Origin of the sequence: Bradyrhizobium tropiciagri, from assembly GCF_018130505.1 — a bacterium.
Lineage (GTDB): Bacteria > Pseudomonadota > Alphaproteobacteria > Rhizobiales > Xanthobacteraceae > Bradyrhizobium > Bradyrhizobium tropiciagri_B.
Genome location: NZ_JAFCKH010000013.1, coordinates 156343 through 178856 on the forward strand (window position 1 = coordinate 156343; position 22514 = coordinate 178856).

Consider the following 22514-nt stretch of genomic DNA (forward strand, 5'->3'; position numbering starts at 1 on the left):
AAGCGCGCCGGACGCGCAGCGTCGTCACACCTTGACGAGGCCGAGCCTGATCAGGCTCTCGGCGGTCGCCACAATCATCTCCTCATTGCCGCGCGGGCTCCAGCCGAGCAGGTCGCGCGCCTTCGCGCCGGTGGATCGCCGGACCTTGCCAAGCAGCGGCAGCGCCGCGCGGACCATCGGGTTGCGGCGGGCGGCGATCCGCATCAGCCAGTCCGGCGCCTGGAACCGCGGCACGCGCCGCGCCCGCACCCCGAGCTTTGCCCGCAGCACGCGGCCGACCTCGAGGATCGACATGGTCTCGCCGGCCACCGCGAGGAACCGCTCGCCGGCGGCCCTGGGCGAAGTCATCGCGCGCAGATGCAGGTCGGCGACGTCGCGCACGTCGACGAGGCCGAAATGAATGCGCGGCACCGCCGGCATCGCACCGTCGAGCAGCGCCTTGACGATGCCGATCGATTCCGAAAAGTCCGGCCCCAGCGCCGGACCGAACACGGCGGTGGGATTGACCACGGCAAGTTCGAGGCCACCTCCCTCGCGCGCGACGAAATCCCAGGCGGCGCGTTCGGCCAGCGTCTTCGATTTCGGATAGGCCTGCACGTCGCCACTGTCGAGATTGCTCCACACCGTCTCGTCGAACGGCGTCGCGCGCGGCAGATGGCCATAGCCGATCGCGGCGAACGACGACGTCAGCACGACGCGCCTGACGCCGGCCTCACGCGCCGCGCGCAGCACGCGCAACGTGCCTTCGCGCGCCGGAATGATCAGCTCGTTCTCGTCCTCGGGCATGTAGGCGCCGAGCGGTGACGCGACATGGAGCACGTACTCGCAGCCGGCAGCAGCCTCCTGCCAGCCGTCATCGCGCGTCAGATCCGCGGTGACGAAGCCGACCTTGTCAGGCTCAGCAGCGCCGCCCTCGCGCAGCATCGCGCTCACGTCGGCGTTGCGGACGGGATTGCGCACCGTGGTCCGCACCTCGTGCCCGGCGGCCAGCAACTGCAGAATCGCGTGTACGCCGATGAAGCCGGAGCCGCCCGTGACCAAAACCCTGCTCATTGTCGCCCTTCTCCCTGGTTCGGCGGCGGCGCGGAAATCGCGCCGCCCACCCTGCACCGGCCGCATCTGGTCACTATCTGAGCCGGGGCAAGTAGAATGAAATTCGAGACCGGTATGGAAAACAATACTACCGATATGTGTGACGGCGGCGACTGCGCGAGCTGCACCTCGGATCCCGCGACGCTCGTCGATTTCAAGCACGCCGTCCACGCGCTGGGCGGCAAATGGAAATTGGAGATCCTGTTCACGCTGATGCATGGCGGCATCCGCTTCGGCGCACTGCGCCGCGCGCTGGCGCCGATCACCCAGCACATGCTGACGGCGCAACTGCGCGAGCTTGAAACCGACGGGTTGGTGCTACGAAAGGTGCTCGCCGAGAAGCCGCTGCAGGTCGCCTACGAGCTGACCGACGCAGCCTGGGGCCTGACGCCGGCATTCCGGGAATTGCTGAGCTGGTCGAAGGCGCACGGCCTACGCCGCGGCGTGGCAGCGAGCGAGGCAACACTCGGAGCCGGACTGGCCTGAATGTCGCCTCGCCTTTAGATCGATGCGCGACTAATCAATCCCGAGCGCGCGCCGGATCGCGATCTCGACCGGCGAATACGCGCCGTCCTCTCGTTCGAGCCGGTACGGCTCGCCGGCGGCGAGCGCCGGCTGCGCCATGAAGCGCGGCGCCTTGCCCCGATGCATCTGCGCGGCGTGCACAAGGAAGGGATGGCACAGATAAACCGTGCCGGCCTCGCCGGTCGCGAGCGCGACTTCGCAATCGGCGCCGACATCGTCGAGCACCATGCGCGAACGTCCCGCCTCTCCGGCCGGCGCCAGGTAGCGCGCCATCGGCAGGTGCGAGCCGACCCTGATCCGGGTCGGCGCATCGTCCTCGCCGACGTCGGAGAACAGGAACAGCAGCAGCAGCGCCCGGCCCCGCGACGTGATGTTCACCCGCCACGCGGAGAAATCGAGCCGCTCGTTCGGGTCGCAATCGTCGCCGGGGAAGCTGACATCGACATGCCAGCCTGCATCACCGGGATCGTCCGGATGCGGGAACCGGACCGGGAAGGTTCCGATGTTGTCGCGCGACCGCCAGCGGCCGGGGCCGGCGATCTGGTCGAACGCCCGGTGCAGCAGCGGCATGTTGATCGCCTGCCGGAACGGCTCCCCGCCGTAACCCGGCAGCCGGATCACCGGCTGCGTCCAGGTCGAGGGATCGTGCTCGCGGCACGGCAGGTCGCGCCACATGATGGCCCGGCCTTGATCGGCGAGTTCCCGCGGAAAGGCATTGTCGATCCTGACACAGCCCCGTTCGATGAAATGCGAAATCTGCGCGGCATCAAGCGCGCGCGTGTCGTCTCGATCAGTCATGATAGTTTCTCAAGCTGTCGCCAGCCGTCGGCGGCCCGCTACGCGCGGAACCTGGCCGGCTCGTTCGGTTTCACTGGAGTTCCGCGGGGCATAAAGCCCGCGGGGCCGATCAGCGCTTCAGGATGGAAGCGGGATCAGCAGCCCAGGAAGAAGACCGCGGCGATGCTGAGAGTACGTGTCATCATGGCGGCGCGAACCTACAAGCGGCGCGCGCCGTAAGCAATGTATGGCGTTACGCCGCCACTATTCGTCGCGATAGACCTTCTCGCGCTTCTCGTGACGCTCCTGCGCCTCCACCGACAGCGTTGCGATCGGACGGGCTTCGAGCCGCTTCAGCGAAATCGGCTCGCCGGTCTCTTCGCAATAGCCGTAGGTGTTGTCCTCGATGCGCTGGAGTGCCGCGTCAATCTTCGAGATCAGCTTGCGCTGGCGGTCACGGGCACGGAGCTCGATCGCGCGGTCCGTTTCCGAGGACGCGCGGTCGGCCAGGTCGGGATGATTGACGTTCTCTTCCTGGAGAGTCTGCAGCGTGACTTTCGATTCGCGGAGGATCTCGTCCTTCCAGGACATCAGCTTGGCGCGGAAATATTCGCGCTGCCGATCGTTCATGAAAGGCTCTTTTTCAGTCGGCCGGTAGTTCTTCAGCTTTTCCAAAGGCAGCCATGTCCCTATCAGGCGGAGGGAACGGGCCCCCTCCGCGCGGCGCCTTATATAGCCACGTCTTGTGACAGACAATATCTGCCACCAGGAAAGGCGGGCTGCCCCCAAGGCCTTGCACAGGCAAACTTATCCGGCCCGGCCGGGGACAGCCCTCCGCCTTAATAACCGACCGTAAAACGCCGGTGCGGATAGGCCGGGCGCTCGATTTCGTCGGCGAGTGCAACTGCGAAGTCCTCGAACGAGATCCAGCTCTTTCCGGCCGGATCGATCAGAAGCTGGTCGGTCCCGAGACGGAACTTGCCGGTCCGCTCGCCCTCCACGAACAGCGCCGAGGGCGACAGGAAGGTCCAGTTCAGGTCCTTTTCCTGCCGCAGCAGGTCGAGGAAGGCGCCGCCCTTCTCGGCCTCGGCCTTGTACTGGGCCGGGAAGTTCGGGGTCGTCACCAGGCGGACGCCGGGGGCGACCTCGAGGCTGCCGGCGCCGCCGACCACGAGGTAGCGGCCGACCCGGGAGTCCCTCGCCGCCCCGATCAGCCTGACCGGGTCGCTGTCCAGGAAATGCACCGAGCTGATTGCAGCGTCATGGCCGGCCCACAGCGCGGCGAGCCCGGCCTGGTCGAGCACGTCGCCCTTCCTGGCGGTGACGTTAGGCAGTGCAGCAATTTTCTCCGGGTTGCGGGCGATGGCGGTGACGGTGTGGCCGCGGCGGGCGAGTTCCGCCGTGATCCGCGAGCCGGCGCGGCCGGATGCACCGGCGATGGCGATCTTCATCAGATATCTCCGAATACTTGGTTTCCGATGGTGACTAGATAGCGAAAAGGATGTAGGTGTGAAGAACGCACTTACGCCTCACCTGATTACGCCGGAGTGACCGCGATGAAAGCCTCGCACCTGAAGCCGGACGCCTATTCGGCGAAATGCCCGACGCGCCAGATCCTCGACCGGATCGGCGACAAATGGGCGGTGCTGATCCTGCTGCTGCTGCGCAGCGAACCCATGCGCTTCAATCAGTTGCGGCGGGCAATTGAAGGAATTTCGCAGAAGATGCTGTCGCAGGTTCTGAAGAGCCTGGAGCGCGACGGGCTGCTCCGCCGCCGCGCCATCGCAACCGTTCCGGTGACGGTGGAATATTCGATCACGCCGCTCGGGCTGACGCTCGCCGAAGCGGTCGATCCGCTGCGCGACTGGGCCGAGCAGAACCTGAAAGAGGTGCAGGCGGCGCAGCGCCGCTACGACACGCAGCAGAAGTCGCTGGCGGCGTGAGAGGCGTTAGCGGACGCTGAGGATCAATATTGCCCGGCCTTGGCGAGTTCGACTTCGACGCGCAGCTCGATCTCGCCGAGCACGGCATCGAGACCGGGATCGCCGGAGGATTCCTTCAGACTCGCGGCAGCGTTGCGCAGCCGGTTCACCGTGCCGGCGTCGAAATTGCCGGACAGCAGCCCGAGCTTGAGCTCGTCGAGCACGTCGAGCGCGCCCTTGCCGCGCGCGACCGAGCGCTTGCGGCGTTCGGTCGGGTCCTCGACGCCCTGCAGCGCGAGCAGCGCATCGATACCGGCCGCGGCCTTCGGCGCCGTGGTGGAACGAACCTCTTCCTGCGCGGACGTGGTGTCGGGCAGCGAGAAGCCGCCCGACGAAGCGCGGCGCGTCGGGCCGCTGGGCGCGCCCACCGTGGTGCCGTTCGGTCCGTAGATGCGCATCGTCGTGAATCTCGCAGGCCTGTTCGCCGCGAGCATCGCCGCCTTATGGTTAATGATGCGTAAACGACCCGGCAATTTCTGCCGCAGCACGGCAGTTTCGCGCGCCCTGCCAAACCGGAGCAAAACGGCGATCAGACAATTTCGATAAAGCTATCAATACATTGCACTCACGAAGCGAGATGGCACGGGGCTCGCATGGTTAATCGCGGATCGCCGTCATGGGAGTGTCGCGCAATCCGCCAAGTGAGTTTGAGGGGAGCATCGGGATGCCCGGCATCCGCACCGCAAGATTATTCGGGCTGGCCTGCGCAGCACTGCTGGCGCTGGCGGCATCCGCCATGCCGGCGGGCGCGACGTCGCGGATCAAGGATCTCGCCAATATCGAAGGCGTGCGCCAGAACCAATTGATCGGGTACGGCCTCGTGGTCGGCCTCAACGGCACCGGCGACACGCTCAACAACATCCCCTTCACCAAGCAGTCGCTGCAGGCGATGCTCGAACGCATGGGCGTCAACATCCGCGGCGCCACCATCCGCACCGGCAACGTCGCCGCCGTGATGGTCACCGGCAATCTGCCGCCGTTCGGCACCCAGGGTACGCGCATGGACGTCACGGTGTCCGCGCTCGGCGATGCCAAGGATCTGCGCGGCGGCACCCTGCTCGTCACCCCCCTGCTCGGCGCCGACGGCAATGTCTACGCGGTGGCGCAGGGCACGCTGGCGATCTCCGGCTTCAACGCCGAGGGCGAGGCTGCCAAGGTGGTGCGCGGCGTGCCGACCGTCGGCCGCATCGCCAACGGCGCCATCATCGAGCGCGAGATCGAGTTCGCGCTGAACCGGTTGCCGAACGTGCGCCTCGCGCTGCGCAATGCCGACTTCACCACCGCCAAGCGCATCGCCGCCGCGGTCAACGACTATCTCGGCGTCAAGACCGCCGAGCCGCTCGATCCCTCCACGGTGCAGCTGTCGATCCCGCCGGAGTTCAAGGGCAACGTCGTCGCCTTCCTGACCGAGATCGAGCAGTTGCAGGTCGATCCGGATCTTGCCGCCAAGATCGTGATCGACGAGCGCTCCGGCATCATCGTGATGGGCCGCGATGTCCGCGTCGCCACCGTCGCGGTGGCGCAGGGCAACCTCACCGTGACGATCTCCGAAAGTCCGCAGGTCAGCCAGCCCAATCCGCTGTCGCGCGGCCGCACCGTGGTGACGCCGCGCAGCAGCGTCCAGGTCACCGAGGACGGCAAGAAATTCGCGGTCGTGAAGAACGGCGTCTCGCTGCAGCAGCTGGTCGACGGCCTCAACGGCCTCGGCATCGGGCCGCGCGACCTCATCAGCATCCTGCAGGCGATCAAGGCCGCCGGCGCGATCGAAGCCGATATCGAGGTGATGTGATGGCAAGCCTGATCAACTCCACCAGCGGCAGCATGCCGAAGAACGCGATGATGCCGATGTTCAACGGCCGGCCCGATCCGGTGCTGCAGGACGCGCTGAAGAAGGTGTCGCCGCAGGCGCAGGCCAAGGCGAAAGCCACCGCGACCGATTTCGAATCGATGTTCCTGAACACGATGTTCTCGCAGATGACGACCGGCCTGAAGGGCGACGGCCCGTTCGGCGACACCGTCGGCACCGGCGCGTGGCGCTCGATGCTGACCGACCAATACGCCAAGAATTTCGCCAAGGCCGGCGGCGTCGGCATTTCCAGCGACGTGTTCCGCTCGCTGATCCTGCAGCAGGCGAACAAGAGCTGATTTCGCTCAGAGGAGAAGCGCGATGAACCAGCGTCCACAGCAGCGGCCCGTATCCGCCCCCGCCGCGCGGCCCGCGACATCGACGCATCCGGATGTCGCCCGGCTCGCCAATGAGCTCACCGAGGTGATGAGCGGGCTGCTCGCCGTGATCGAGCAGGAGACCGAATTCGTTCGCGCCGGCAAGATCCGCGAGGGCATGAAGCTCGAGGTGCAGAAGTCCGACCTGTCGCGCCGCTACATGCTCGCGGTGGAGCACCTGAAGTCGATGCAGAAATTGCTGTCGCAGACCGATCCCGAGTTGCTGGCGACGCTGCGGCGTCATCACGACACGTTCCGCGCCATGCTGCAGGTCAATCTGACCGTGCTCGCGACCGCGCATGCCGTGTCGGAAGGGATCGTGCGCGGCGTCAACGCCGAGGTGCAGCGCCGCAACATCCCGAACACCTACACCGCGACCGGCCAGCGCGCGACGCCGGGCCCGCGCAACATGCGGCCGATCGCGGTCAGCCGCTCGCTCTGAGCCGACGCAGCGCGCGTTCGCCTACACTTTTCTTCAAATCGACACGCCGGCGTCAGGGCGACATTCAGCGAGTTCCCTAACAGGCTATTGATAGGTTCCCCGTACTGTTGCGGATCGAGAGGGGTTGGGATTTGACTCAAGCAAACTAGTGCCTGTGCACTACGAGGCTTTCATGAGTGCAGATTTCAACATCAAGCCGGCGGGGGCGCCGGTTGCGGCGCCGATGGTCTCTCCGGCCAGCCATACGGCGCAAAAGGCGGTTCCGACCGAGCTGCCGGCGAGCCAGAGCGTCACCGCTCCGGAACCGATCGTGCGCGTCACCCTCGACCCGAACGCCGTCAATGCTTCGCTTTCAAATCAGGCCGCAACGGTGAAGAACCAGGTCATCATCGACCGCGATGCGCGGGCGGTGGTCTATCAGGTGGTCGACAATCGGACCAACCTCGTGGTGCGGCAATTCCCGGAAGAAGCGGTACTGCGCCGCCGCGCCTATTTCCACACGCTCGACCTCAGCAAGGATGCGCCGACGCGGTTGAGCGCAACCGACCGCCGTGCCTGAGCCGAGATCGGAGAGCCCTCACGTCTTCTGCGAGGCGTAGGCCTGATCGAGATAGGTCTGGCCGCTGGCGGGATCGGTGACGACGTTGCTGATCTGCGCCGTCCCCTGCTTGATCAGCGAGAACTTGGTGTCGCCGATCCGGAAAGCACCGTCCTTGATCAGGACGTCCTGATACTTGCTGGTGCCTTCGCTCTGATAGTGAACCTTGGCGCGGAAGCCATCAACGTTCGACACCTGGACGGTGAACGACTTGTTGTTGGCGTACTTGCCGGTCCAGCTGCCTTCATAGAGGTTCGGATCGACCGCCACATAGGGTGTCTTTGACGGAACCGACAGGCCGACCGCCTTGTAGTTGGCCGACAGGATGCTCATCAGGTCGGCCATGCCGAGGCTCCCTCGAAAACCAGGGACCGATCAGGCGCGGCCGGAGAGGCCGGCGGCGAGATTGCAGTTGATGTCGATCAGCGACTTCAGCTTCGCCGGATCGGGATTCATCTGGATGTCGACGGTCTGCTTCATCACGAACACGCCGATATTGGCAATCTTCTGCCTGACCTCGAGCGGCTGCGGATTGTCGTCGCCCTGCGCCGCGCTCAGGAAGATCGACCACAGCCGGCGGTTGAACAGCAGCGCCTGATCCAGCGCCCGGTCGGCGCCGTTCCAGTTGGTCTGCACGTCCTGCAACTGCCTGGCAGCCTTCAGCAGCGCCTGCGCTTCGATTTCGCGTGGGGACGCCGTCACCGTGGAGGTGCGAGCGTAGGCCTGGGCTGCATTCGACATTCAATGACCTCGATGGGAAGCGGATTTCTCGAGCCGCGGAGACGCAATTCTAGCGCTCGTTATTTATGCACCTCGTGCCTTTAAATATGGTTAGCAGCCGTTACCAAATGCGTCCTTCTCGTGACCGTAATATCCCGGACCAAAAAAGAAAAACGGCGGGGTCGCCCCCGCCGTCTTGAACCATCGTCGCAGCGCTTAGCGGAGCAGCTGCAGCACGCTCTGCTGGCTCTGGTTGGCCAGCGCCAGTGCGGACACCGCGATCGACTGGCGGGTCGACAGCGCCTGGCTGTTGGCCGCTTCCTCATTGGTGTCGGCCAGCGTCAGGTTGGACGAGCCGGTCTGTAGCACGTTGATCAGGTTCTTCGAGAAGTCCTGGCGGATCTGCACGATCGACAGGTTCGAACCCAGGGTCGAAGCTTCGCTGCGCAGCGACGAGCTCGCCGAGTTCAAGGTCGAGATCACCTTGTTCGCCGAGTTGTTGTCGAGGAAGTCGGTGCCCGCGGCCAGCGCATTCAGTCCGAGGCCGGCAGCGTCGAACTTGACGCCGGTGATCGAGAGCGTCGACTTGCCGGTTTCGTTGAAGGTCAGCTTCAGGCTGTCGCCGCTCAGCAGGTTGATGCCGTTGAACGAAGCGTCCTGGGCCGTGGTCGTGATCTGGGAGATGGTGTTGTTGTACTGCGTCACCAGTGCGGCGCGAGCCGACTGCGAGGCCGCATCGGCGACCGGCGCCGTCGCAGCGCCGAACGTCGCGGTACCGCCGCCGGTGTTGGTGTAGGTCACCGCACCGATCGTCGAAGACGCCGCATCGTTGGTCGTGGTGATGACGAGCTTGTTGGAGCTGTCGAGGGTGGCCGACAGGTTGCTCGCCGACAGCGCCGTGTTCAGTTGCGCGAGCGACGTGTTGGCGCCGAACGTGAAGCTGAAGGCCGGCTGGCCAGCGGAAGCCGCGATCGCCAGCACGTCACCGCTCTTGATGGTGGTGCCGTCGACGAGGTTCGCCGCGGTGCCGCCCACGGCCGCAGCCGAGCTGACGGTCGAGCGGGCCGAATAGCCGACCGGGCTCTGCAGCACCTGGTTGGCGATCGACTTCGCAGTATCGACCAGCTTCTGCAGCGAGGTGATGCCGGTGTTGGCAGCCTGCAGCACCTGCACACCGTTGCCGATGCCGTCGAGCAGGTTGTTGATGTCGCTGGCGCGGTTGTCGAGCGACTGCGCGGTGAAGAAGTTGGTCGGGTTGTCGAGCGCCGTATTGACCTTCTTGCCGGTGGCAAGACGGTTCTGCGTGGTGGAGAGCAGATCGGCGGTGGACTGGAGGGAGAGGAGGTTCTGGCGAACGGAAGAGGAGAGAACGATGTCAGACATTTTCATACCTTTCTGGTGTGAAACTGAGGGAAAAAACCGCTCCAATCCTTTCTGACCGGGCGGATGCGCCGAACATGCGGTCAAGCCGCGAAGGAAATTAAAATCTCCGCAACGGCATTTGAGACAAATGCAGAAGAATAAAATTGTCGCGATTGGGTGAGCTCTGCCGCGAAAACTACTGAGACGGCTGGTAGTTTTCGCGCAGCACTGGCGGCTGCGGGCGCGCGGCGTTCACCAAGCGTTAACCATCATGGGAAAGGATCGCTGTCGCATCGGCGACCTGCCGCGACGGCGGCTGCTAAGCATGCCGAACTCAACGACGATCTGCAGCAACGACGCGCGCGACTGCCGGCAAAGGAGAACGGGCATGGCCTTGAAGGTCGAACTCAAACCGAACGAGCGCATCATCGTCGGCAGCTGCGTGATCACCAACACCGACCAGCGCGCCCGCCTCCTGATCGACGGCGACCGCATCCCGATCCTGCGTGAGAAGGACATCCTGACGCCGGAGACCGCCGATACGCCGGCCAAGCTGATCTATCTCGCCGTGCAGCTGATGTATCTGTCGCCGGACCCGATGGCGCACCACCCGACCTATTTCAGCCTGGTGCGCGACATCATCACCGCGATGCCGAGCTCCTGGCCGTTCATCGAGAGCATCAACAACTTCATCCTCAACGGCGATCTCTATCACGCGCTGAAGGAATCCAAGAAGCTGATCGCGCACGAGGACCAACTGCTGGAACGCGCGCGGAACCAGAAAGCGGCAGATCAGGACGACACCCGCAAGAGCGCGTGAGCCGCCCTCCTCCCGATCGCAAAAAAGGCCTCCGCAAGGAGGCCTTTTCATTTGGGTATCCTGCCGCGCATCAGATCGGCAAATACTTCAGCAGCGTCGTTTGATACAGCATCGAGGTGGTCTGATACGACGCCTGCAGGCTGGTCTGCAGCGCCAGGATCTTGGTCGCGACCTCGTCCTGGTTCACGCCCTCGACTGAGTCGAGCATGGTTTCCGCCATTCCCTTGAGCTGGGTCTGGCGGTCGGTGGCGGCCTTGGTCGCCGTCTGGGTGCCGGCGAACTCGGCCTGCACGTCCTGGATCTGCTGCTGGCCGTTCTGCGGCGCGAGGTTCGCCTGGATGCGTTGCGCCAGCGCCGTCACCTGCGCGCTGGCGTTGGGATTGCTGGCATCGGTCGTCACCGCCGCATACACCGCGACGTTCTGCAGGAGATAGCGGAACGCCTGCTCGTTGGCGCGCGCGCCGTACTGCACCGAGATCGACTGGTCGACCTGCGCCACCGCGGTGTCGCGCGCCGAGCCCGCGCCGTTCTCGCCCGTGTACCAGTAGACCGTGTTGCCGGGCGTGCCCGCCACGAGGCCGGTCGCGGTGTCGAACGGCGGGCCGCCGACCCGCAGCGGCGCCGGGTTGGCGGTGGTGTTGTTGGCGATGCCGAGCGCGCCGAGCGCTGCCGGATTCGAGCTGGAGATCGACAGGTCCGCGCCGTCGGCGCCGTGCAGCGTGATCGCGCCGTTGCTGATGGTCGCCGGATTGCCGGTGCCGCTGACCTGATCGATCTTCGCCAGCAGCGTCTGCACATTGTCGGTGATGTTGACCTGGTTGCCGGTCGCGCCCGAGGCCACGAAGGTGATCGGCGTGCCGTTCACCATGATGGTGTCGCCGGCGGCGAAGCTGGCCGACAGCGAGTCGGTCCCCGTCGCGCCCGACAGCGCGGTGGCGCCGGTGATCGGCGCCGGCGGCGTGTTGTGATTGTTGACGGCAGCGCCCGAAACCGTCGCGACCGGATTGAAGAAATTGTTCGAGGCCGCGACCGCCGAGGCCGCGACCAGCGAGGTGTCGCTCAGGGTCTTGATCGACGAGGTCAGCGTCGTCTGCAGGTTCGCGGTGGTGGCCGCGGTGTCGGCGCCGATCAGGAACGAACCTGCCGGCGGCGGGTTCGTCGTGGTCGCGGTCAGCTCGATTGCTTCGGTCGTGCCGTCGGGCAGCGTGAAGTTGAACTTGACCGTGTCGCCTTCGCTCGGATTGACCGCGCCGAGATCGACCGATGCCGATTTCGGCGAGCCGGCCGGCTGGGTCACCGTGGCGCCGGTCAGCGACGACTGCACCGACAATAGCTTCAGGCCGAACGCCGAGCCGTCCTCGGCAATGCTGGTCACCGTTGTGGTCGCCGGCGGCGACGACACGGTCAGGCGGCCCATGCCGCCAGTGCCCTGATCGGCGAGCTTGCGCTCCTTGATCAGCTGGGTGAGGCCGGCCTGGGTCGCGGTGCCGTTGAGCATCGTGTTGGCGGGGACCGTCGCTGGCGTGTCCATGCCGCGGCCGGAAAACAGATAGCGGTCGCCGGACTGGCTGTTGAGCATCGACACCGCGTTGGAGAACGCGGCCTGCGCCGTGATCTGGCCCGAGGTCTGGCCGTTCTGGTTGAGCGTCAGCGTCGCCGTGGTCGCCGCGTTCTTGACCTGGGCGTTGACGTCGGCCAATCCCTGCAAGGCGAGGTTGGAGACGCTCAGGCGGGTGTTGAGGTTGGTCGCGGTGTCGGCAAACGCGTTGATGCTGCTGATCTGCGCCCGCAGGCTGAGCGCAAAGCCGCGATCCAGCCCCTGCCCCGCATAGCTCGTCGACACCTTGCCGGTCGCGAGCTGCGTCGTCAGGTCGTTGAGCTGGTCGCGCAGGTTGAGGATCGTGCTGCCGATATAGGAAGTCCGGCCGCTGACGCCATCGATCGACATGTTACTTACCCTCCAGCGATCTGCAGCAGCGTGTCGTACATCTGTTTGATCGACGACATCACGCGGGCATTGGCGGAATAGGCGTTCTGCAGCGCCAGCAGATGCGCCATCTCCTCGTCCATGTTGACGCCGGAGACCGAGTTCATCTTGTTCTGCAGCGTGTTCAACACGACGTCCTGGCCGTCGGCCAGCTGCTTGGCGGACGTTGCCGCCTCGCCCTGCGCGCTGATGAACTGCCTGGCGAAGTTGAGCAGCGTGCCGGTCAGTGGGGCTGCGGTGGTGCCGAGCCCGGTCTGCGGCGAATAGGTGTGCGACGCGTTCGCCAGTTGGTCGAGGATGAAATCGGACCGCGTGGTGTCGCCGGCCGGCGTCTGCGGATTGGTCGACGACACCACCATGCGCGAGGGATCGCCGATCAGGCCGGTGTTGACGCTGATGCGCGCGGCAAGGCCGGTGGTCTGTGAGCCGTTCGCGGTAATCGCGCCGGTGTAGAGCGCGCCATTGTCGGTGAACATCGCCAGCTGCGGATTGCCCGAGGTGAGCGAGGAGACCGTGGTGGTGACGGACGCCGCGGTGACGTCGACGCGGTTGGGCGCACCGTCGTCGAGCACGCGCAGCGTCGATCCCGACGGGTTGGAGAATTGCAATCCGGCGGTGGTACCCAGCGCGCCGTTGAGCTGCGCCAGCACCGAGCTCATGCCGCCCGAGAAATCGATCCCGAGCACCTCGTCATTCGGATCGACGGTCGCATTGTTGCTCAGCGGCAGCGCGCTCGGATCATCGACGCGGATGATCGACAGATTGTGCGTGACGCCGGTGGCGTTGTCCTTGTAGGTCAGATGGATGGTGTTGCCGCTCTGCAGCCCGGACAGGTCGAGGTCGTAGCCGGCCTGCGCGCCCGCCGTCGCCGCGGTGCCCGCGGTGGTCTTGTCGGACAGCGCGCTCGCCATCGAGGCGGCGAACTGGTCGATCTGCGTCTGCGCCTTCACCAGCGTGTCGTCGCGCAACTCGAGATAGGCCGCGATCTTGCCGGAGCGGATCGAGTTGGTCGACACCATGTCATAACTGCCGCCATGCGGGAAGTTGATGGTGATGGTGCCGACGGTGCTCTTGGTCGGATCGGTGCTGTACAACGTGTTGGGCGTCATCGTGCCCTGGGCGTTGAAGCTCAGCGTCGCCGCTTCGGTGCCGACCAGTTGCACGCCGGAATTGGTGAACACGGTCACCTGGTTCTGGCTGTTGGTGACGGTACGGATGTCCATCAGCTGCGACAGCTGCGAGATGTACTGGTCGCGCTGGTCGAGCAGCGCCGCGGTCGACGCGTCGGAGACGCCGGTGCTGCCCTGGAGCTGGACGTTGATGCGCGCGATCTGCTGCATCGCGTTGTTGGCGGTGCTGACGGAATCGCTGAGGCCCGCCTCGGCATTGGCGCGCAGGGTCTGGATGCCCTGCGAGGTCGCGTTGAGCTGCTGCGCCAGCGCCTGCGCGGCATTGACGGCGCCGATCCGCGCCGACTGCGATTCCGGGCTGGTCGACAGGCCCTGCAGCGCGGTCAGAAACTTGTTGTAGGCATCCTCGATGGTGCCGGTGGAGTCGGGATTGCCGTAGACGCCCTGCAGGTTGGTCAGGAAGTCCGAGCGGACGCCGGCATAGGATGCGCCGGACATCTCGGTGCGCAGCTGCGACTGCAGGAATTCGTCGAGCTGGCGGTTGACGCCGGTGATCAGAACGCTCGATCCGAATTCGCCGGTGGTGCCGCTGACCTGGTTCAGCGTCTTCCTGACGTAGCCGGGCGTCTCCGAATTGGCGACGTTCGACGACACCAGCGACAGCGAAGCCTGCGTAGCGCGCAGGCCCGACATCGCGTTGGAGAGGGCTTGGCTCAAACCCATCTGTGTTACTCGCCTTTACTGCGCGTGCGTATCATCGAGATGATCAGCGCATCACGTTGAGGAGGTCCTGCACCATCGAGTTGGTGGTCGTGATCACCTTGGTGTTCGCCGAATAGGCCTGCTGCGTCACGATCAGCTTGGTGAACTCGTCGGCGATGTCGGTGTTCGAGCTTTCCAGCGACGAACCGACGATGGTGCTGCCGCCCTTGCCGAACAGCGCGGCGCCGGACTCGTCGGTCGCCTCGAACGCGCCGCCGTCGATGCGCTTGAGGAAGTTGGTGCCGTTGAAGGTCGCGACCGAGATTTCGGCGAGGTCGATGTTGCGGCCGTTGGTGTAGTTGCCGACGATGCGGCCGTTGGTCGAGACGCTGACCGATTGCAGCTGGCCGGCGGGGAAGCCGTCCTGCTGGATCTGGTTGACCTGCACGTTGCCGTTGGAATCGGCGAACTGGGTGACGCCGCCGGTGCCGAAGTTGATCACGGGGCTGCCGAGCGACACGCCGTTGACGACGGCGTTGTTCAGCGTCACCGAGGCGATCGCCGGCGACATCTGTCCGTTCGCGCCGAAGGTGAAGTTGACGTTGACGTTCTGCCAGGCAACGTTGGTGCCGGTGGCATTGGGGTCGACCTGGTAGAACAGGTTCCAGGTATCGGGCTGGCCGCCGCCGGACGCGGAGCTCGTGGTCTTGGCCCAGCGGAACTGCAGGTTCACCGGCGCGCCCGACACGTCATAGGCGGTGACCGAGCCGCCGGCGATCGATTCGTCGCGGAAGGTGGTGGCATCGTTGCCGATCACCTGGCCGGTGCCCACCGTGCCGCCGCCGCCGCGGTTCGCCACCGCCGAGCCGGTGAAGCCGAGCGCCTGCAGCGCCGCCGTGTTCGAGCTCTGGACCAGCAGGTCGGCGTTGGTGCCGGAATGCAGCGTGATCGCACCGTTGCTGGCGATCGAGGACGCGGGCGAGGAGCCGGTGATGCCGTTGATCGTGGTGAGCAGCGTGCCGATGGTGTCGGTGATGTTGAACTGGTTTCCGGTCGCACCGGAAGCGACGAAAGTGTAGACGGTGCCGTTGATCGTGATGGTGTCGCCGGCGGCGAAATTGGCGGAAATCGAGTTGGTGCCCGCGGCACCGCTCAGCGCGGTGGTGGCGCTGTTGGCAACCGACGGCGTCGCCTTGTTGCTTTGCGCGCTGCCGGTCACAGCGGCATCGGTATAGGGCGTGGCCGGCGTGCCCAGCACCACCGGGTTGTGACCGGCGCTGAACGAGCCCGGCCGCAGCAGTTCGGAGCCGGGCACCGAGGTGTCGTGCTGCGCCGTCAGCGGATAGGACGCGAGGTTGGCGCGGTAATCGATCTTGGTGGTCTGCTGCGCCGGCAGGAAGTCGTTCTTGAAGCGCAGCACCTCCGGCGCCGAGCCGGCCGGGTTGCCGGTGGTCGGGTCGATCGGCACGCCCTCCAGATAATAGCCGGCGCCATTGACGAGATAGCCGTCCTTGTTGAGCTGGAAGTCGCCGCGGCGGGTGTAGCGGTCGACGCCGTCGAACACCGGTGAGCCGTCGGAGAAGCTGCCGGGCTTTTGCACCGCGAAGAAGCCGTTGCCGTTGATCGCCATGAAGGTCGCGACCTGGGCCGACTGCACGTCGCCCTGCACCGAGTTGGTGGAGCGGGACTGCGCGGTGACGCCGCCCGCGAGCTGCGCCGTCAGCGAGGTCTGCGGGATCAGGTCGAGGAACGAGGTGTCGATGCGCTTGAAGGCGGTGGTCTGCGAGTTGGCGATGTTGCCCGAGACGTTTTCCAGTGCGTACGACTCTGCGCGCAAGCCGCCGACAGCCGTCGTAAGAGCGCCGAAGATACCCATGACATGTTCTCCAATTCGATTCCGGGCGGCCGGCAATCGGATCTGGCCGCATCGGCGGAGCATGTCGCAAGGGTCGTGCCAGGAAACAAAGCGCAACAAAATCATGCGCTTGAAAAAAAGGCGCCGGCCGTTTAACCGGGGCACAATTGCCGGGGCGGCAACAATTGCCGGGGCGGAACGCGGTCCTGACCGCGCTCCTCAGCTTTGGCTTTGACGCGTTTTCCTCACGTCGAAACGCTATGCGGTCAGGTCGCCGACGGCGCCGCCGGGTGGAACACCAGCGCAAAACCGTCCATGCAGTAGCGCAAGCCGGTCGGCTTCGGGCCGTCGTCGAAGACGTGGCCGAGATGGCCGCCGCAGCGGCGGCAATGCACCTCGGTGCGCAGCATGCCGAAGGTGCGGTCGGAAGTGGTGCCGACGGCGTTCTCCAGCGGCTGATAGAAGCTCGGCCAGCCGGTGCCGCTCTCGAACTTGGTGTCCGACGAGAACAGCGGCAGGTCGCAGCCGGCGCAGGCGAAGATGCCCTTGCGATGCTCCTTCAGCAGCGGGCTCGAGCCCGGCCGCTCGGTGCCCTGCTTGCGCAGGATCTCGTATTGCTGCGGGGTGAGCTGCGCTCGCCATTCGGCGTCGGTCTTCTCGATCTCGAATTTCTCGGCGGCCTCGGCCGGCGCGGCGCGCAGCCAGCGGAAGCCGACGAGGCTGAACAGACCGGCGGCGGTAGCGAGCAGGATACGGCGATCGACCATCAATCTTCTCCGGTGCGGAAGGCCCAAGGTCTTAAAGGCCCAGCGGTCTTAAGGGCACAAGGGTCTTGGATGGGTTCGAGATCAAATACGAACACCGCCGGACCACGTTACATCCGCCCGTCGGAGATCCGCTCACTTTCTTGCGAGGCGTGAGGATGGGGCTCGGCACCCTCCTCGGCTTGCCGCGGCGCAGGCGGCGATACCGGCCGCGCGGCGGCCTCGAGCGGACGGCGGGGCGCTGGCCCCCTGGTTCCAGCCTTGAGATTGGCCTCCGCCAGCCGCGCCTCGCGGGCGCGCTCCCTGCTCCGCGCCCCCTCGCGATAGCGCGCCAGCACGCCCGCCGCGGACGAAGCGCCCCTCGCCCACAGGCCGATGACATGGCCGGCGACGCGGCCGGTGGCGCCGCCCGCCCAGACCAGCTCGAACGGCGAGAACAGCCGCCAGCGGTCGTCGCCCCAGAGGATGCTGCGTGTGATCAACTGCCCGGCAAGCGCCGAGGTGTTGAGCCCCTGCCGGCCGAAGCCGCTCGCCACCCACAGGCCCCTGCGCAGCTGGCCGATCTGCGGCATGCCATGCACGGTGACGCCGACCGCGCCGCCGAACACGTCCGCGATCGGCACCTTGCCGAGCTGCGGAAACTGCGTGGCGATGCGGCGCTGCACCGCTGCGCCGAACCGCTTCGGCCGCGCGTCCCAGGTGGTTTCGGGGCTGGCCCACAGCAGGCGATCGCCATCGACGATGCGGAAATGGTCGATGCCGTCGCTGTCGACGACCGAACCGGAAAAGCCGATCACATCGGACAGCCGCTCCCCCAGCGGCTCGGTCAGCGCCGCGTAGCGCCACACCGGCAGCAACGTGTCCGACAATCGCTTCAGCGGCGCGCCGAGATGGATGTTGCCGGCGAGCACGATATGCGTGGCGCGCAGCCGCGCCGACGGCGTCACGATGCGCTTGCGGATGCCGGAAAAGTCGATGCTGACCACCGGCGTTTCCTCAAAGATCCGCGCGCCGGCCTGGGTCGCCAGCGCCGCGAGGCCATGGACATATTTACGGCCGTCGATCTGGAGCGCCTTCGGATAATAGATGCCGTGGAAGTAGCGCCTGGTCTTGAGCACGCTGCGGACGCGCTCGACCTGCCAGCCCTCGACATCGGTGGAAAAATCCTCGGCCAGGGTCTGCAGGCGGCTGATCAAGGATTCGCCGGCGTCGACATTGGAAACCTCCAGCGCGCCGTCGCTCGGGCTGATGCCCGGGATCAGGTCCTCGGTCGCTGTGGCGCGGATATAGTCGACGCCCTCCTTCGACAGTGCCCACAGCTCGCGCGCATTCTCGCGGCCGACGCGCTCGATCAGATCGGCGACCGGCAGGCCGAAGCCCGGCAACACCGTGCCGAGATGATGGCCGGACGCGTTCCAGCCGACCTTGCGCCCCTCGAGCACGGCGACGCTGGCACCGAGCCGCGCCGCCTCGCGCGCCACCGTCAGGCCGGCAAGCCCTGCGCCGACCACGCAAATGTCGACATCGAGGTCGAACGCCAGACGGTCGCGGGACGGCGAGGTCTCGTTGGGGCCGTCTGCCGCACTTGTGGAAGTCTCGCTCATGGCGTTTTCTTACGAACCGCTGCGGCGCTTGTCACCTTGTCCAAGGCATGAGCCTGTAGAATTAATGCCACCTGACCGAATCGAGACCGATATCCATGCGCCGTTTGCTGCTGCTGCGTCATGCCAAGACCGAAACCGACTCGCCTTCGGGGCACGACCAGGACCGCCGTCTCGACGAACGCGGCCACCGCGACGCGGCGGAGATCGGCGGCTGGCTTGCCGACAATCCGCCCCGGCCCAACCGCGTGCTGGTGTCGCCGGCGGTCCGCACGCGCGAGACCTGGGAGATCGTGCGCGAGGCGATGAAGGAGGCGGGACCGCAGCCGAAAGTCGAATTCGTGCCGGAACTTTACGGTGCCGACCCGGCGCAATTGCTGACCACGATCCGGATGGCATCCGTCACCGATCCGAAGCGGCTGATGCTGATCGGGCACAATCCCGGCATGCATGAGCTCGCGCTGACGCTGACCGGCAGCGGCGACGAGGCCTCGAAGCGCGCGCTCCACGACAATCTGCCGACCTCGGGACTGGCGATTTTCGATTTCGCGATCGACGACTGGAATGAGGTGTCGTTCCGTCGCGGCAAGCTCGTGCTGTTCGTCAGCCCGAAACTGTTGAAGCAAGCCTCCCGCAACTGACGCGAGCGGACATCGCCGATTCGCCGTGATATATTGCTGTTGCGCGACAGGGGACTGGTTCGCGTCAACGGCATAACAAGAGGGCGCGCGTCCTCACCACGAGGACAAGACGGCTCCAGACCAATCGCGGACAGGAGGCGTAGATGTACAAGTCCATTCTCGTGCCGATCGACCTCGCCGATACCGATCTGGCGAAGGGCGCGATCGCAACCGCTGCGACGCTATCGAAGACATGGAGCGGCTCGGTGCGCCTGCTCAACGTGCTGCCGATGACGCCGGTGATGCTCGCCGAATATGTGCCGGCGGATTTCGACAGCCAGCAGCGCGAAACCTCCGAAGAGGCGTTGTCCATCGTGGCGCGCGAATCCGGCATCGAACCCGGGCGCATCTCGGGCGTCGTCCGCCAGGGCGGCATCTATCACGAGATCCTGGAAGAGGCTGCCGCGATGAAGGCCGACCTCATCGTGATGACCTCGCACCGGCCGGCGATGCGCACCTACTTCCTCGGCTCCAATGCCGGGCACGTCGTGCGCTACGCCAAATGCTCGGTGCTGGTGGTGCGGCACTAGCGCGCGATGGGGTTAGGTCGGATTGCGACGGCACTGCGCTCCCTCGCCCCGTTCTTACGGAGAGAGGGTTGGGGTGAGGGGCCGCTTCCGCATAAACGGTTGCAGCTGGACTCGCGGAGACTCCCCCTCACCCGGAACGCATCTGACGGATGCGTTCCGACCTCTCCCCGCAAGCGGGGCGAGCTTCAAACAGCGCCACACCGCTTGTGCAGCTGCAGCTCAGCGGATCCGCACGAGCTCGTAATCGATATCGCCGATGACGGCGGTCTCGATGTGGCAGCGCGACAGGCCGATATCGCGCAGCGCCCGGTCGTCGAGCTGGCGCAGCGTCTTGATGGCCTCGCGGCGCATCCAATAGGTCACCAGTGCATCGCTCCAAACTCGGAGCAATCGGAGCAATCCACCCAACATACTTGACCGCGCGGGTGGCACCGCGGCTGAGGCTATCGTGGTCATTGTCTTCTCCTTCGATCCCGCATACGCAATGCTATATCATTGACGCAGATGCACTTTCGGCATCTGCGCCGTGGCGGCTGAGGATTGCTTGCGCGCTCTTCAGTGCAATCGCGGGCTTGTTCCCGTAGCAATGATCCGATACATTGCTCGGAGCAAGGAAAACATTGCTCTCGGTGCAATAATGTCGCGATTCGAATATCTGAAGCTGGCGGATGTCGTTGCCGCCGAGATCGCCAGCGGCGCGCTGAAGGCCGGCGATCGTCTGCCGCCGCAGCGCCACTTCGCCTATGAGCGCAAAATCGCGGTCTCGACCGCGAGCCGGGTCTATACCGAGCTGCTGCGGCGCGGGCTCGTAGTCGGCGAGGTCGGCCGCGGCACCTTCGTGTCGGGCGAGGCGCGCCGCGCCACCGCGCCGAACGAGCCACGCGGCGCCCGCATCGACCTCGAATTCAACTATCCCCTGCTGCCGCACCAGGCGACGATGATCGCAAAGAGCCTCGAAGGGCTCGAGCGCCCCGAGGTGCTCGAAGGCGCGCTGCGGCCGGCGACGAGTTACGGCACACGGCCGGCGCGAACCATCTCCGCCGAATTCCTCGCGCGCAAGAGCTGGACGCCGAACCCCGACCAGATCGTGTTCACCGCCAACGGGCGGCAATGCATTGCCGCTGCGCTCGCCGCCGTCGTGCCGCCCGGCGGACGCTGCGGCGTCGAGGCGCTGACTTATCCCTTCGTCAAAGGCATCGCCGCACGCCTCGGCGTCACGCTGGTGCCGCTCGCGATGGACGAGCATGGCGTGCGTCCGGACGCTGTGCAGAAGGCGCATCGCGAGGCGCATCTATCGGCGATCTACATCCAGCCGACGATCCAGAACCCGCTCAGCATCACGATGCCGGCGGAGCGCCGCGGCGAGCTGCTGCGGCTCGTCGAGAAGCTCGACCTCATCGTCATCGAGGATGCCGTCTACGGCTTCCTCGACGACGAGGTGCCGCTGGCTGCGATGGCGCCCGACCGCTGCATCGTGCTCGACAGCCTGTCGAAGAAGGTGGCGCCAGGGCTCGCGCTCGGCTTCCTCGTCTCGCCGCCGCGGCTGCGCGAGAGCGTCATGGCCGCGGTGCGCTCGGGCGGCTGGACCGCGTCGGGCTACGCCTTCGCCGCGGGACAGCGGCTGATGGCCGACGGCACGGCGGGCGAATTATCACGGCTGAAGCGGATCGATGCCGCCCGCCGCCAGCAGCTGGCGGCAAAGCATCTGGCCGGTTTCGAGGTTCAGACCAACGCCAAATCCTATCATCTCTGGCTGACCTTGCCGCCGCACTGGCGCTCGCAGACCCTGGTCGCCGCCGCGGCGCGCCGCGACATCGCGCTGACGCCATCGACCACCTTCGCCGCCACGCCGGGGCATGCGCCGAACGCGGTGCGGCTCGCGCTCGCCGCGCCGCCGATGGAGCAGCTCGACATCGGCCTGCGAACGCTCGCGGGAATGCTCGGCGCGACTGAAGAGGATTTCGACTCGACGGAGTAGCGACAGGCGCTTCGCCCTCAGGCGACCGGCCACTCCGTGATGAAGCCCGCGGCCTTGTACGGTTCGATCTTGTCCCATTCGTGCAGCATGCGGCGGCGGAATTCAGCATCGGTGTGCCAGCGCGCGCGGGGAACGGCAAAACTGTCGACCGTGACCAGCATCTTCTCGACCTCCGGCCAGTGCCGCTGCAGCGTCATCGGATAGCGCCGCGCGGTCCAGGTGTTGCCGAGGCAGATCACGCTTGCGACATTGGCACGGCCAAGCGCCGCATCGATCACCGGCAGTGAGAAGATCACGTTCTCGCCGGTGTTCCGCGCGCGATGCTCTTCGAGGATCCGCATCGCCGGAACGCCGCGCGCCACCATCGCCGCCTTGATGATCTCGCATTCGGAGCGGTGATCGCCCGGCGTCACGCCACCGCTGACGATCGCCCAGCGCGCAAAGCCGTCGTGCCAGAGCCGCACCGCGGTATCGACCCGATCGGCAACATCAACGCGGGTGCCGAACACGAACAGCAGATCGGCAGGCTTCAGCGGCGTCTCGATTAGATGCTGTGCGTTAATTGCGGCGATCTCCGCGTCGGACGGCATCCGCAGACTTCGATCCTCCACGCCCCTGCTCCACGGCCACGGCATCGTGTCGCGACGATGCCCCGCACGGCCGCGCCGACGAAGTCACGTTTCATTGCGCTTGGTTGCGGCGGAAAGCGGTATTATGGCGCAAACGCCACAAAGGCCTGCGGAAGT

Annotated in this window: 25 protein-coding genes; 10 read left to right on the forward strand and 15 right to left on the reverse strand. The window is 65.8% G+C overall.

Annotation, left to right across the window (positions count from 1 at the left end; all coding sequences use genetic code 11):
• Nucleotides 1-24 precede the first annotated feature (24 nt).
• A complete protein-coding gene (locus tag JQ633_RS29740; RefSeq protein ID WP_211988827.1) occupies nucleotides 25-1053 on the reverse strand; it encodes an SDR family oxidoreductase in 1029 nt (342 codons plus the stop codon).
• A gap of 96 nt (nucleotides 1054-1149) precedes the next feature.
• On the opposite strand from JQ633_RS29740, the gene JQ633_RS29745 reads away from it, so the two are divergent.
• Nucleotides 1150-1578 (forward strand): winged helix-turn-helix transcriptional regulator, encoded by a 429-nt coding sequence (locus JQ633_RS29745; protein WP_211988829.1) that lies wholly within the window; start codon nucleotides 1150-1152, stop codon nucleotides 1576-1578.
• 30 nt (nucleotides 1579-1608) lie between these two features.
• On the opposite strand, the gene JQ633_RS29750 is transcribed toward JQ633_RS29745, so the two are convergent.
• The 3 genes from JQ633_RS29750 to JQ633_RS29760 all read right to left on the reverse strand — a co-directional run bounded on the left by JQ633_RS29750 (nucleotide 1609) and on the right by JQ633_RS29760 (nucleotide 3845).
• A complete protein-coding gene (locus tag JQ633_RS29750; protein WP_211988831.1) occupies nucleotides 1609-2415 on the reverse strand; it encodes a phytanoyl-CoA dioxygenase in 807 nt (268 codons plus the stop codon).
• Between the two features lie 243 nt (nucleotides 2416-2658).
• The gene (dksA, locus tag JQ633_RS29755) at nucleotides 2659-3024 is read right to left on the reverse strand and encodes an RNA polymerase-binding protein DksA (RefSeq protein WP_211988833.1); all 366 of its coding nucleotides are present in this window, start codon (nucleotides 3022-3024) and stop codon (nucleotides 2659-2661) included.
• A gap of 209 nt (nucleotides 3025-3233) precedes the next feature.
• A complete protein-coding gene (locus JQ633_RS29760) occupies nucleotides 3234-3845 on the reverse strand; it encodes an NAD(P)-dependent oxidoreductase (RefSeq protein ID WP_211988835.1) in 612 nt (203 codons plus the stop codon).
• Nucleotides 3846-3950: 105 nt separating this feature from the next.
• On the opposite strand from JQ633_RS29760, the gene JQ633_RS29765 reads away from it, so the two are divergent.
• Nucleotides 3951-4337 (forward strand): winged helix-turn-helix transcriptional regulator, encoded by a 387-nt coding sequence (locus JQ633_RS29765; protein WP_211988837.1) that lies wholly within the window; start codon nucleotides 3951-3953, stop codon nucleotides 4335-4337.
• Between the two features lie 23 nt (nucleotides 4338-4360).
• On the opposite strand, the gene JQ633_RS29770 is transcribed toward JQ633_RS29765, so the two are convergent.
• On the reverse strand, nucleotides 4361-4774 hold the full coding sequence (locus JQ633_RS29770; protein WP_211988839.1) for a flagellar assembly protein FliX: 414 nt from the start codon (nucleotides 4772-4774) through the stop codon (nucleotides 4361-4363).
• A gap of 266 nt (nucleotides 4775-5040) precedes the next feature.
• Between JQ633_RS29770 and JQ633_RS29775 the strand changes: the two genes are divergently transcribed.
• The 4 genes from JQ633_RS29775 to JQ633_RS29790 all read left to right on the forward strand — a co-directional run bounded on the left by JQ633_RS29775 (nucleotide 5041) and on the right by JQ633_RS29790 (nucleotide 7600).
• On the forward strand, nucleotides 5041-6165 hold the full coding sequence (locus JQ633_RS29775) for a flagellar basal body P-ring protein FlgI (protein WP_211988841.1): 1125 nt from the start codon (nucleotides 5041-5043) through the stop codon (nucleotides 6163-6165).
• On the forward strand, nucleotides 6165-6521 hold the full coding sequence (gene flgJ / locus JQ633_RS29780; RefSeq protein ID WP_211988843.1) for a flagellar assembly peptidoglycan hydrolase FlgJ: 357 nt from the start codon (nucleotides 6165-6167) through the stop codon (nucleotides 6519-6521). Before JQ633_RS29775 ends, flgJ begins: the two co-directional genes overlap by 1 nt.
• 22 nt (nucleotides 6522-6543) lie before the next feature.
• Complete coding sequence (locus JQ633_RS29785; protein ID WP_211988845.1) at nucleotides 6544-7041, forward strand: hypothetical protein; 498 nt, start codon at nucleotides 6544-6546, stop codon at nucleotides 7039-7041.
• Nucleotides 7042-7213: 172 nt separating this feature from the next.
• The gene (locus tag JQ633_RS29790; protein WP_211988847.1) at nucleotides 7214-7600 is read left to right on the forward strand and encodes a hypothetical protein; all 387 of its coding nucleotides are present in this window, start codon (nucleotides 7214-7216) and stop codon (nucleotides 7598-7600) included.
• Nucleotides 7601-7618: 18 nt separating this feature from the next.
• On the opposite strand, the gene JQ633_RS29795 is transcribed toward JQ633_RS29790, so the two are convergent.
• The 3 genes from JQ633_RS29795 to JQ633_RS29805 all read right to left on the reverse strand — a co-directional run bounded on the left by JQ633_RS29795 (nucleotide 7619) and on the right by JQ633_RS29805 (nucleotide 9742).
• Nucleotides 7619-7984 (reverse strand): hypothetical protein, encoded by a 366-nt coding sequence (locus JQ633_RS29795; RefSeq protein WP_211988849.1) that lies wholly within the window; start codon nucleotides 7982-7984, stop codon nucleotides 7619-7621.
• Between the two features lie 30 nt (nucleotides 7985-8014).
• Entirely contained in the window at nucleotides 8015-8380 is a 366-nt protein-coding gene (gene flaF, locus JQ633_RS29800) for a flagellar biosynthesis regulator FlaF (RefSeq protein WP_211988854.1), read from the reverse strand.
• Nucleotides 8381-8575: 195 nt separating this feature from the next.
• The gene (locus tag JQ633_RS29805) at nucleotides 8576-9742 is read right to left on the reverse strand and encodes a flagellin (RefSeq protein WP_211988855.1); all 1167 of its coding nucleotides are present in this window, start codon (nucleotides 9740-9742) and stop codon (nucleotides 8576-8578) included.
• A 367-nt stretch (nucleotides 9743-10109) separates the two neighbouring features.
• Here JQ633_RS29805 and flbT point away from each other — a divergent pair, with 367 nt between their 5' ends.
• Nucleotides 10110-10541, forward strand: a complete 432-nt coding sequence (gene flbT, locus JQ633_RS29810) for a flagellar biosynthesis repressor FlbT (RefSeq protein WP_211988856.1) — start codon at nucleotides 10110-10112, stop codon at nucleotides 10539-10541.
• Nucleotides 10542-10611: 70 nt separating this feature from the next.
• Here the strand turns inward: flbT and JQ633_RS29815 are convergent, their stop codons facing one another.
• The 5 genes from JQ633_RS29815 to JQ633_RS29835 all read right to left on the reverse strand — a co-directional run bounded on the left by JQ633_RS29815 (nucleotide 10612) and on the right by JQ633_RS29835 (nucleotide 18583).
• The gene (locus JQ633_RS29815) at nucleotides 10612-12489 is read right to left on the reverse strand and encodes a flagellar protein (RefSeq protein WP_211988857.1); all 1878 of its coding nucleotides are present in this window, start codon (nucleotides 12487-12489) and stop codon (nucleotides 10612-10614) included.
• A 5-nt stretch (nucleotides 12490-12494) separates the two neighbouring features.
• Nucleotides 12495-14381, reverse strand: coding sequence for a flagellar hook-associated protein FlgK (gene flgK / locus JQ633_RS29820; RefSeq protein WP_211988858.1), 1887 nt, complete (start codon nucleotides 14379-14381; stop codon nucleotides 12495-12497).
• 43 nt (nucleotides 14382-14424) lie between these two features.
• Nucleotides 14425-16236 carry a flagellar hook protein FlgE gene (locus JQ633_RS29825; protein WP_211988859.1) on the reverse strand — a complete coding sequence of 604 codons (1812 nt, stop codon included), beginning with the start codon at nucleotides 16234-16236 and terminating at the stop codon, nucleotides 14425-14427.
• A 245-nt stretch (nucleotides 16237-16481) separates the two neighbouring features.
• Nucleotides 16482-16982, reverse strand: a complete 501-nt coding sequence (gene msrB, locus JQ633_RS29830; RefSeq protein ID WP_211988860.1) for a peptide-methionine (R)-S-oxide reductase MsrB — start codon at nucleotides 16980-16982, stop codon at nucleotides 16482-16484.
• 107 nt (nucleotides 16983-17089) lie between these two features.
• The gene (locus tag JQ633_RS29835; protein WP_211988861.1) at nucleotides 17090-18583 is read right to left on the reverse strand and encodes an NAD(P)/FAD-dependent oxidoreductase; all 1494 of its coding nucleotides are present in this window, start codon (nucleotides 18581-18583) and stop codon (nucleotides 17090-17092) included.
• A gap of 95 nt (nucleotides 18584-18678) precedes the next feature.
• On the opposite strand from JQ633_RS29835, the gene JQ633_RS29840 reads away from it, so the two are divergent.
• Together JQ633_RS29840 and JQ633_RS29845 are read left to right on the forward strand one after the other, a co-directional pair.
• Complete coding sequence (locus tag JQ633_RS29840; RefSeq protein WP_211988863.1) at nucleotides 18679-19221, forward strand: SixA phosphatase family protein; 543 nt, start codon at nucleotides 18679-18681, stop codon at nucleotides 19219-19221.
• A 143-nt stretch (nucleotides 19222-19364) separates the two neighbouring features.
• Nucleotides 19365-19790: a universal stress protein gene (locus JQ633_RS29845; RefSeq protein WP_211988865.1), complete on the forward strand. Its 426-nt coding sequence runs from the start codon at nucleotides 19365-19367 to the stop codon at nucleotides 19788-19790.
• A gap of 219 nt (nucleotides 19791-20009) precedes the next feature.
• Here the strand turns inward: JQ633_RS29845 and JQ633_RS29850 are convergent, their stop codons facing one another.
• Complete coding sequence (locus JQ633_RS29850) at nucleotides 20010-20153, reverse strand: DUF1127 domain-containing protein (RefSeq protein ID WP_349631628.1); 144 nt, start codon at nucleotides 20151-20153, stop codon at nucleotides 20010-20012.
• Between the two features lie 274 nt (nucleotides 20154-20427).
• Here JQ633_RS29850 and JQ633_RS29855 point away from each other — a divergent pair, with 274 nt between their 5' ends.
• The gene (locus JQ633_RS29855; RefSeq protein ID WP_211988870.1) at nucleotides 20428-21768 is read left to right on the forward strand and encodes a PLP-dependent aminotransferase family protein; all 1341 of its coding nucleotides are present in this window, start codon (nucleotides 20428-20430) and stop codon (nucleotides 21766-21768) included.
• 17 nt (nucleotides 21769-21785) lie between these two features.
• On the opposite strand, the gene JQ633_RS29860 is transcribed toward JQ633_RS29855, so the two are convergent.
• The gene (locus JQ633_RS29860; protein ID WP_211988871.1) at nucleotides 21786-22379 is read right to left on the reverse strand and encodes a YdcF family protein; all 594 of its coding nucleotides are present in this window, start codon (nucleotides 22377-22379) and stop codon (nucleotides 21786-21788) included.
• Nucleotides 22380-22514 lie beyond the last annotated feature (135 nt).

Excerpts from the sequence above, each read along its gene's own strand:
- JQ633_RS29750 (WP_211988831.1), bottom strand. The coding sequence starts at position 2,415 with ATGACTGATCGAGACGACACGCGCGCGCTTGATGCCGCGCAGATTTCG.
- JQ633_RS29825 (WP_211988859.1), bottom strand. The coding sequence starts at position 16,236 with ATGGGTATCTTCGGCGCTCTTACGACGGCTGTCGGCGGCTTGCGCGCA.
- flgK (WP_211988858.1), bottom strand. The coding sequence starts at position 14,381 with ATGGGTTTGAGCCAAGCCCTCTCCAACGCGATGTCGGGCCTGCGCGCT.
- JQ633_RS29795 (WP_211988849.1), bottom strand. The coding sequence starts at position 7,984 with ATGGCCGACCTGATGAGCATCCTGTCGGCCAACTACAAGGCGGTCGGC.
- JQ633_RS29740 (WP_211988827.1), bottom strand. The coding sequence starts at position 1,053 with ATGAGCAGGGTTTTGGTCACGGGCGGCTCCGGCTTCATCGGCGTACAC.
- JQ633_RS29775 (WP_211988841.1), top strand. The coding sequence starts at position 5,041 with ATGCCCGGCATCCGCACCGCAAGATTATTCGGGCTGGCCTGCGCAGCA.
- flaF (WP_211988854.1), bottom strand. The coding sequence starts at position 8,380 with ATGTCGAATGCAGCCCAGGCCTACGCTCGCACCTCCACGGTGACGGCG.
- msrB (WP_211988860.1), bottom strand. The coding sequence starts at position 16,982 with ATGGTCGATCGCCGTATCCTGCTCGCTACCGCCGCCGGTCTGTTCAGC.
- JQ633_RS29845 (WP_211988865.1), top strand. The coding sequence starts at position 19,365 with ATGTACAAGTCCATTCTCGTGCCGATCGACCTCGCCGATACCGATCTG.
- JQ633_RS29745 (WP_211988829.1), top strand. The coding sequence starts at position 1,150 with ATGAAATTCGAGACCGGTATGGAAAACAATACTACCGATATGTGTGAC.
- JQ633_RS29815 (WP_211988857.1), bottom strand. The coding sequence starts at position 12,489 with ATGTCGATCGATGGCGTCAGCGGCCGGACTTCCTATATCGGCAGCACG.
- flbT (WP_211988856.1), top strand. The coding sequence starts at position 10,110 with ATGGCCTTGAAGGTCGAACTCAAACCGAACGAGCGCATCATCGTCGGC.
- JQ633_RS29855 (WP_211988870.1), top strand. The coding sequence starts at position 20,428 with ATGTCGCGATTCGAATATCTGAAGCTGGCGGATGTCGTTGCCGCCGAG.
- JQ633_RS29805 (WP_211988855.1), bottom strand. The coding sequence starts at position 9,742 with ATGTCTGACATCGTTCTCTCCTCTTCCGTTCGCCAGAACCTCCTCTCC.
- JQ633_RS29835 (WP_211988861.1), bottom strand. The coding sequence starts at position 18,583 with ATGAGCGAGACTTCCACAAGTGCGGCAGACGGCCCCAACGAGACCTCG.
- JQ633_RS29840 (WP_211988863.1), top strand. The coding sequence starts at position 18,679 with ATGCGCCGTTTGCTGCTGCTGCGTCATGCCAAGACCGAAACCGACTCG.
- JQ633_RS29790 (WP_211988847.1), top strand. The coding sequence starts at position 7,214 with ATGAGTGCAGATTTCAACATCAAGCCGGCGGGGGCGCCGGTTGCGGCG.
- JQ633_RS29770 (WP_211988839.1), bottom strand. The coding sequence starts at position 4,774 with ATGCGCATCTACGGACCGAACGGCACCACGGTGGGCGCGCCCAGCGGC.
- JQ633_RS29760 (WP_211988835.1), bottom strand. The coding sequence starts at position 3,845 with ATGAAGATCGCCATCGCCGGTGCATCCGGCCGCGCCGGCTCGCGGATC.
- dksA (WP_211988833.1), bottom strand. The coding sequence starts at position 3,024 with ATGAACGATCGGCAGCGCGAATATTTCCGCGCCAAGCTGATGTCCTGG.
- flgJ (WP_211988843.1), top strand. The coding sequence starts at position 6,165 with ATGGCAAGCCTGATCAACTCCACCAGCGGCAGCATGCCGAAGAACGCG.
- JQ633_RS29785 (WP_211988845.1), top strand. The coding sequence starts at position 6,544 with ATGAACCAGCGTCCACAGCAGCGGCCCGTATCCGCCCCCGCCGCGCGG.
- JQ633_RS29765 (WP_211988837.1), top strand. The coding sequence starts at position 3,951 with ATGAAAGCCTCGCACCTGAAGCCGGACGCCTATTCGGCGAAATGCCCG.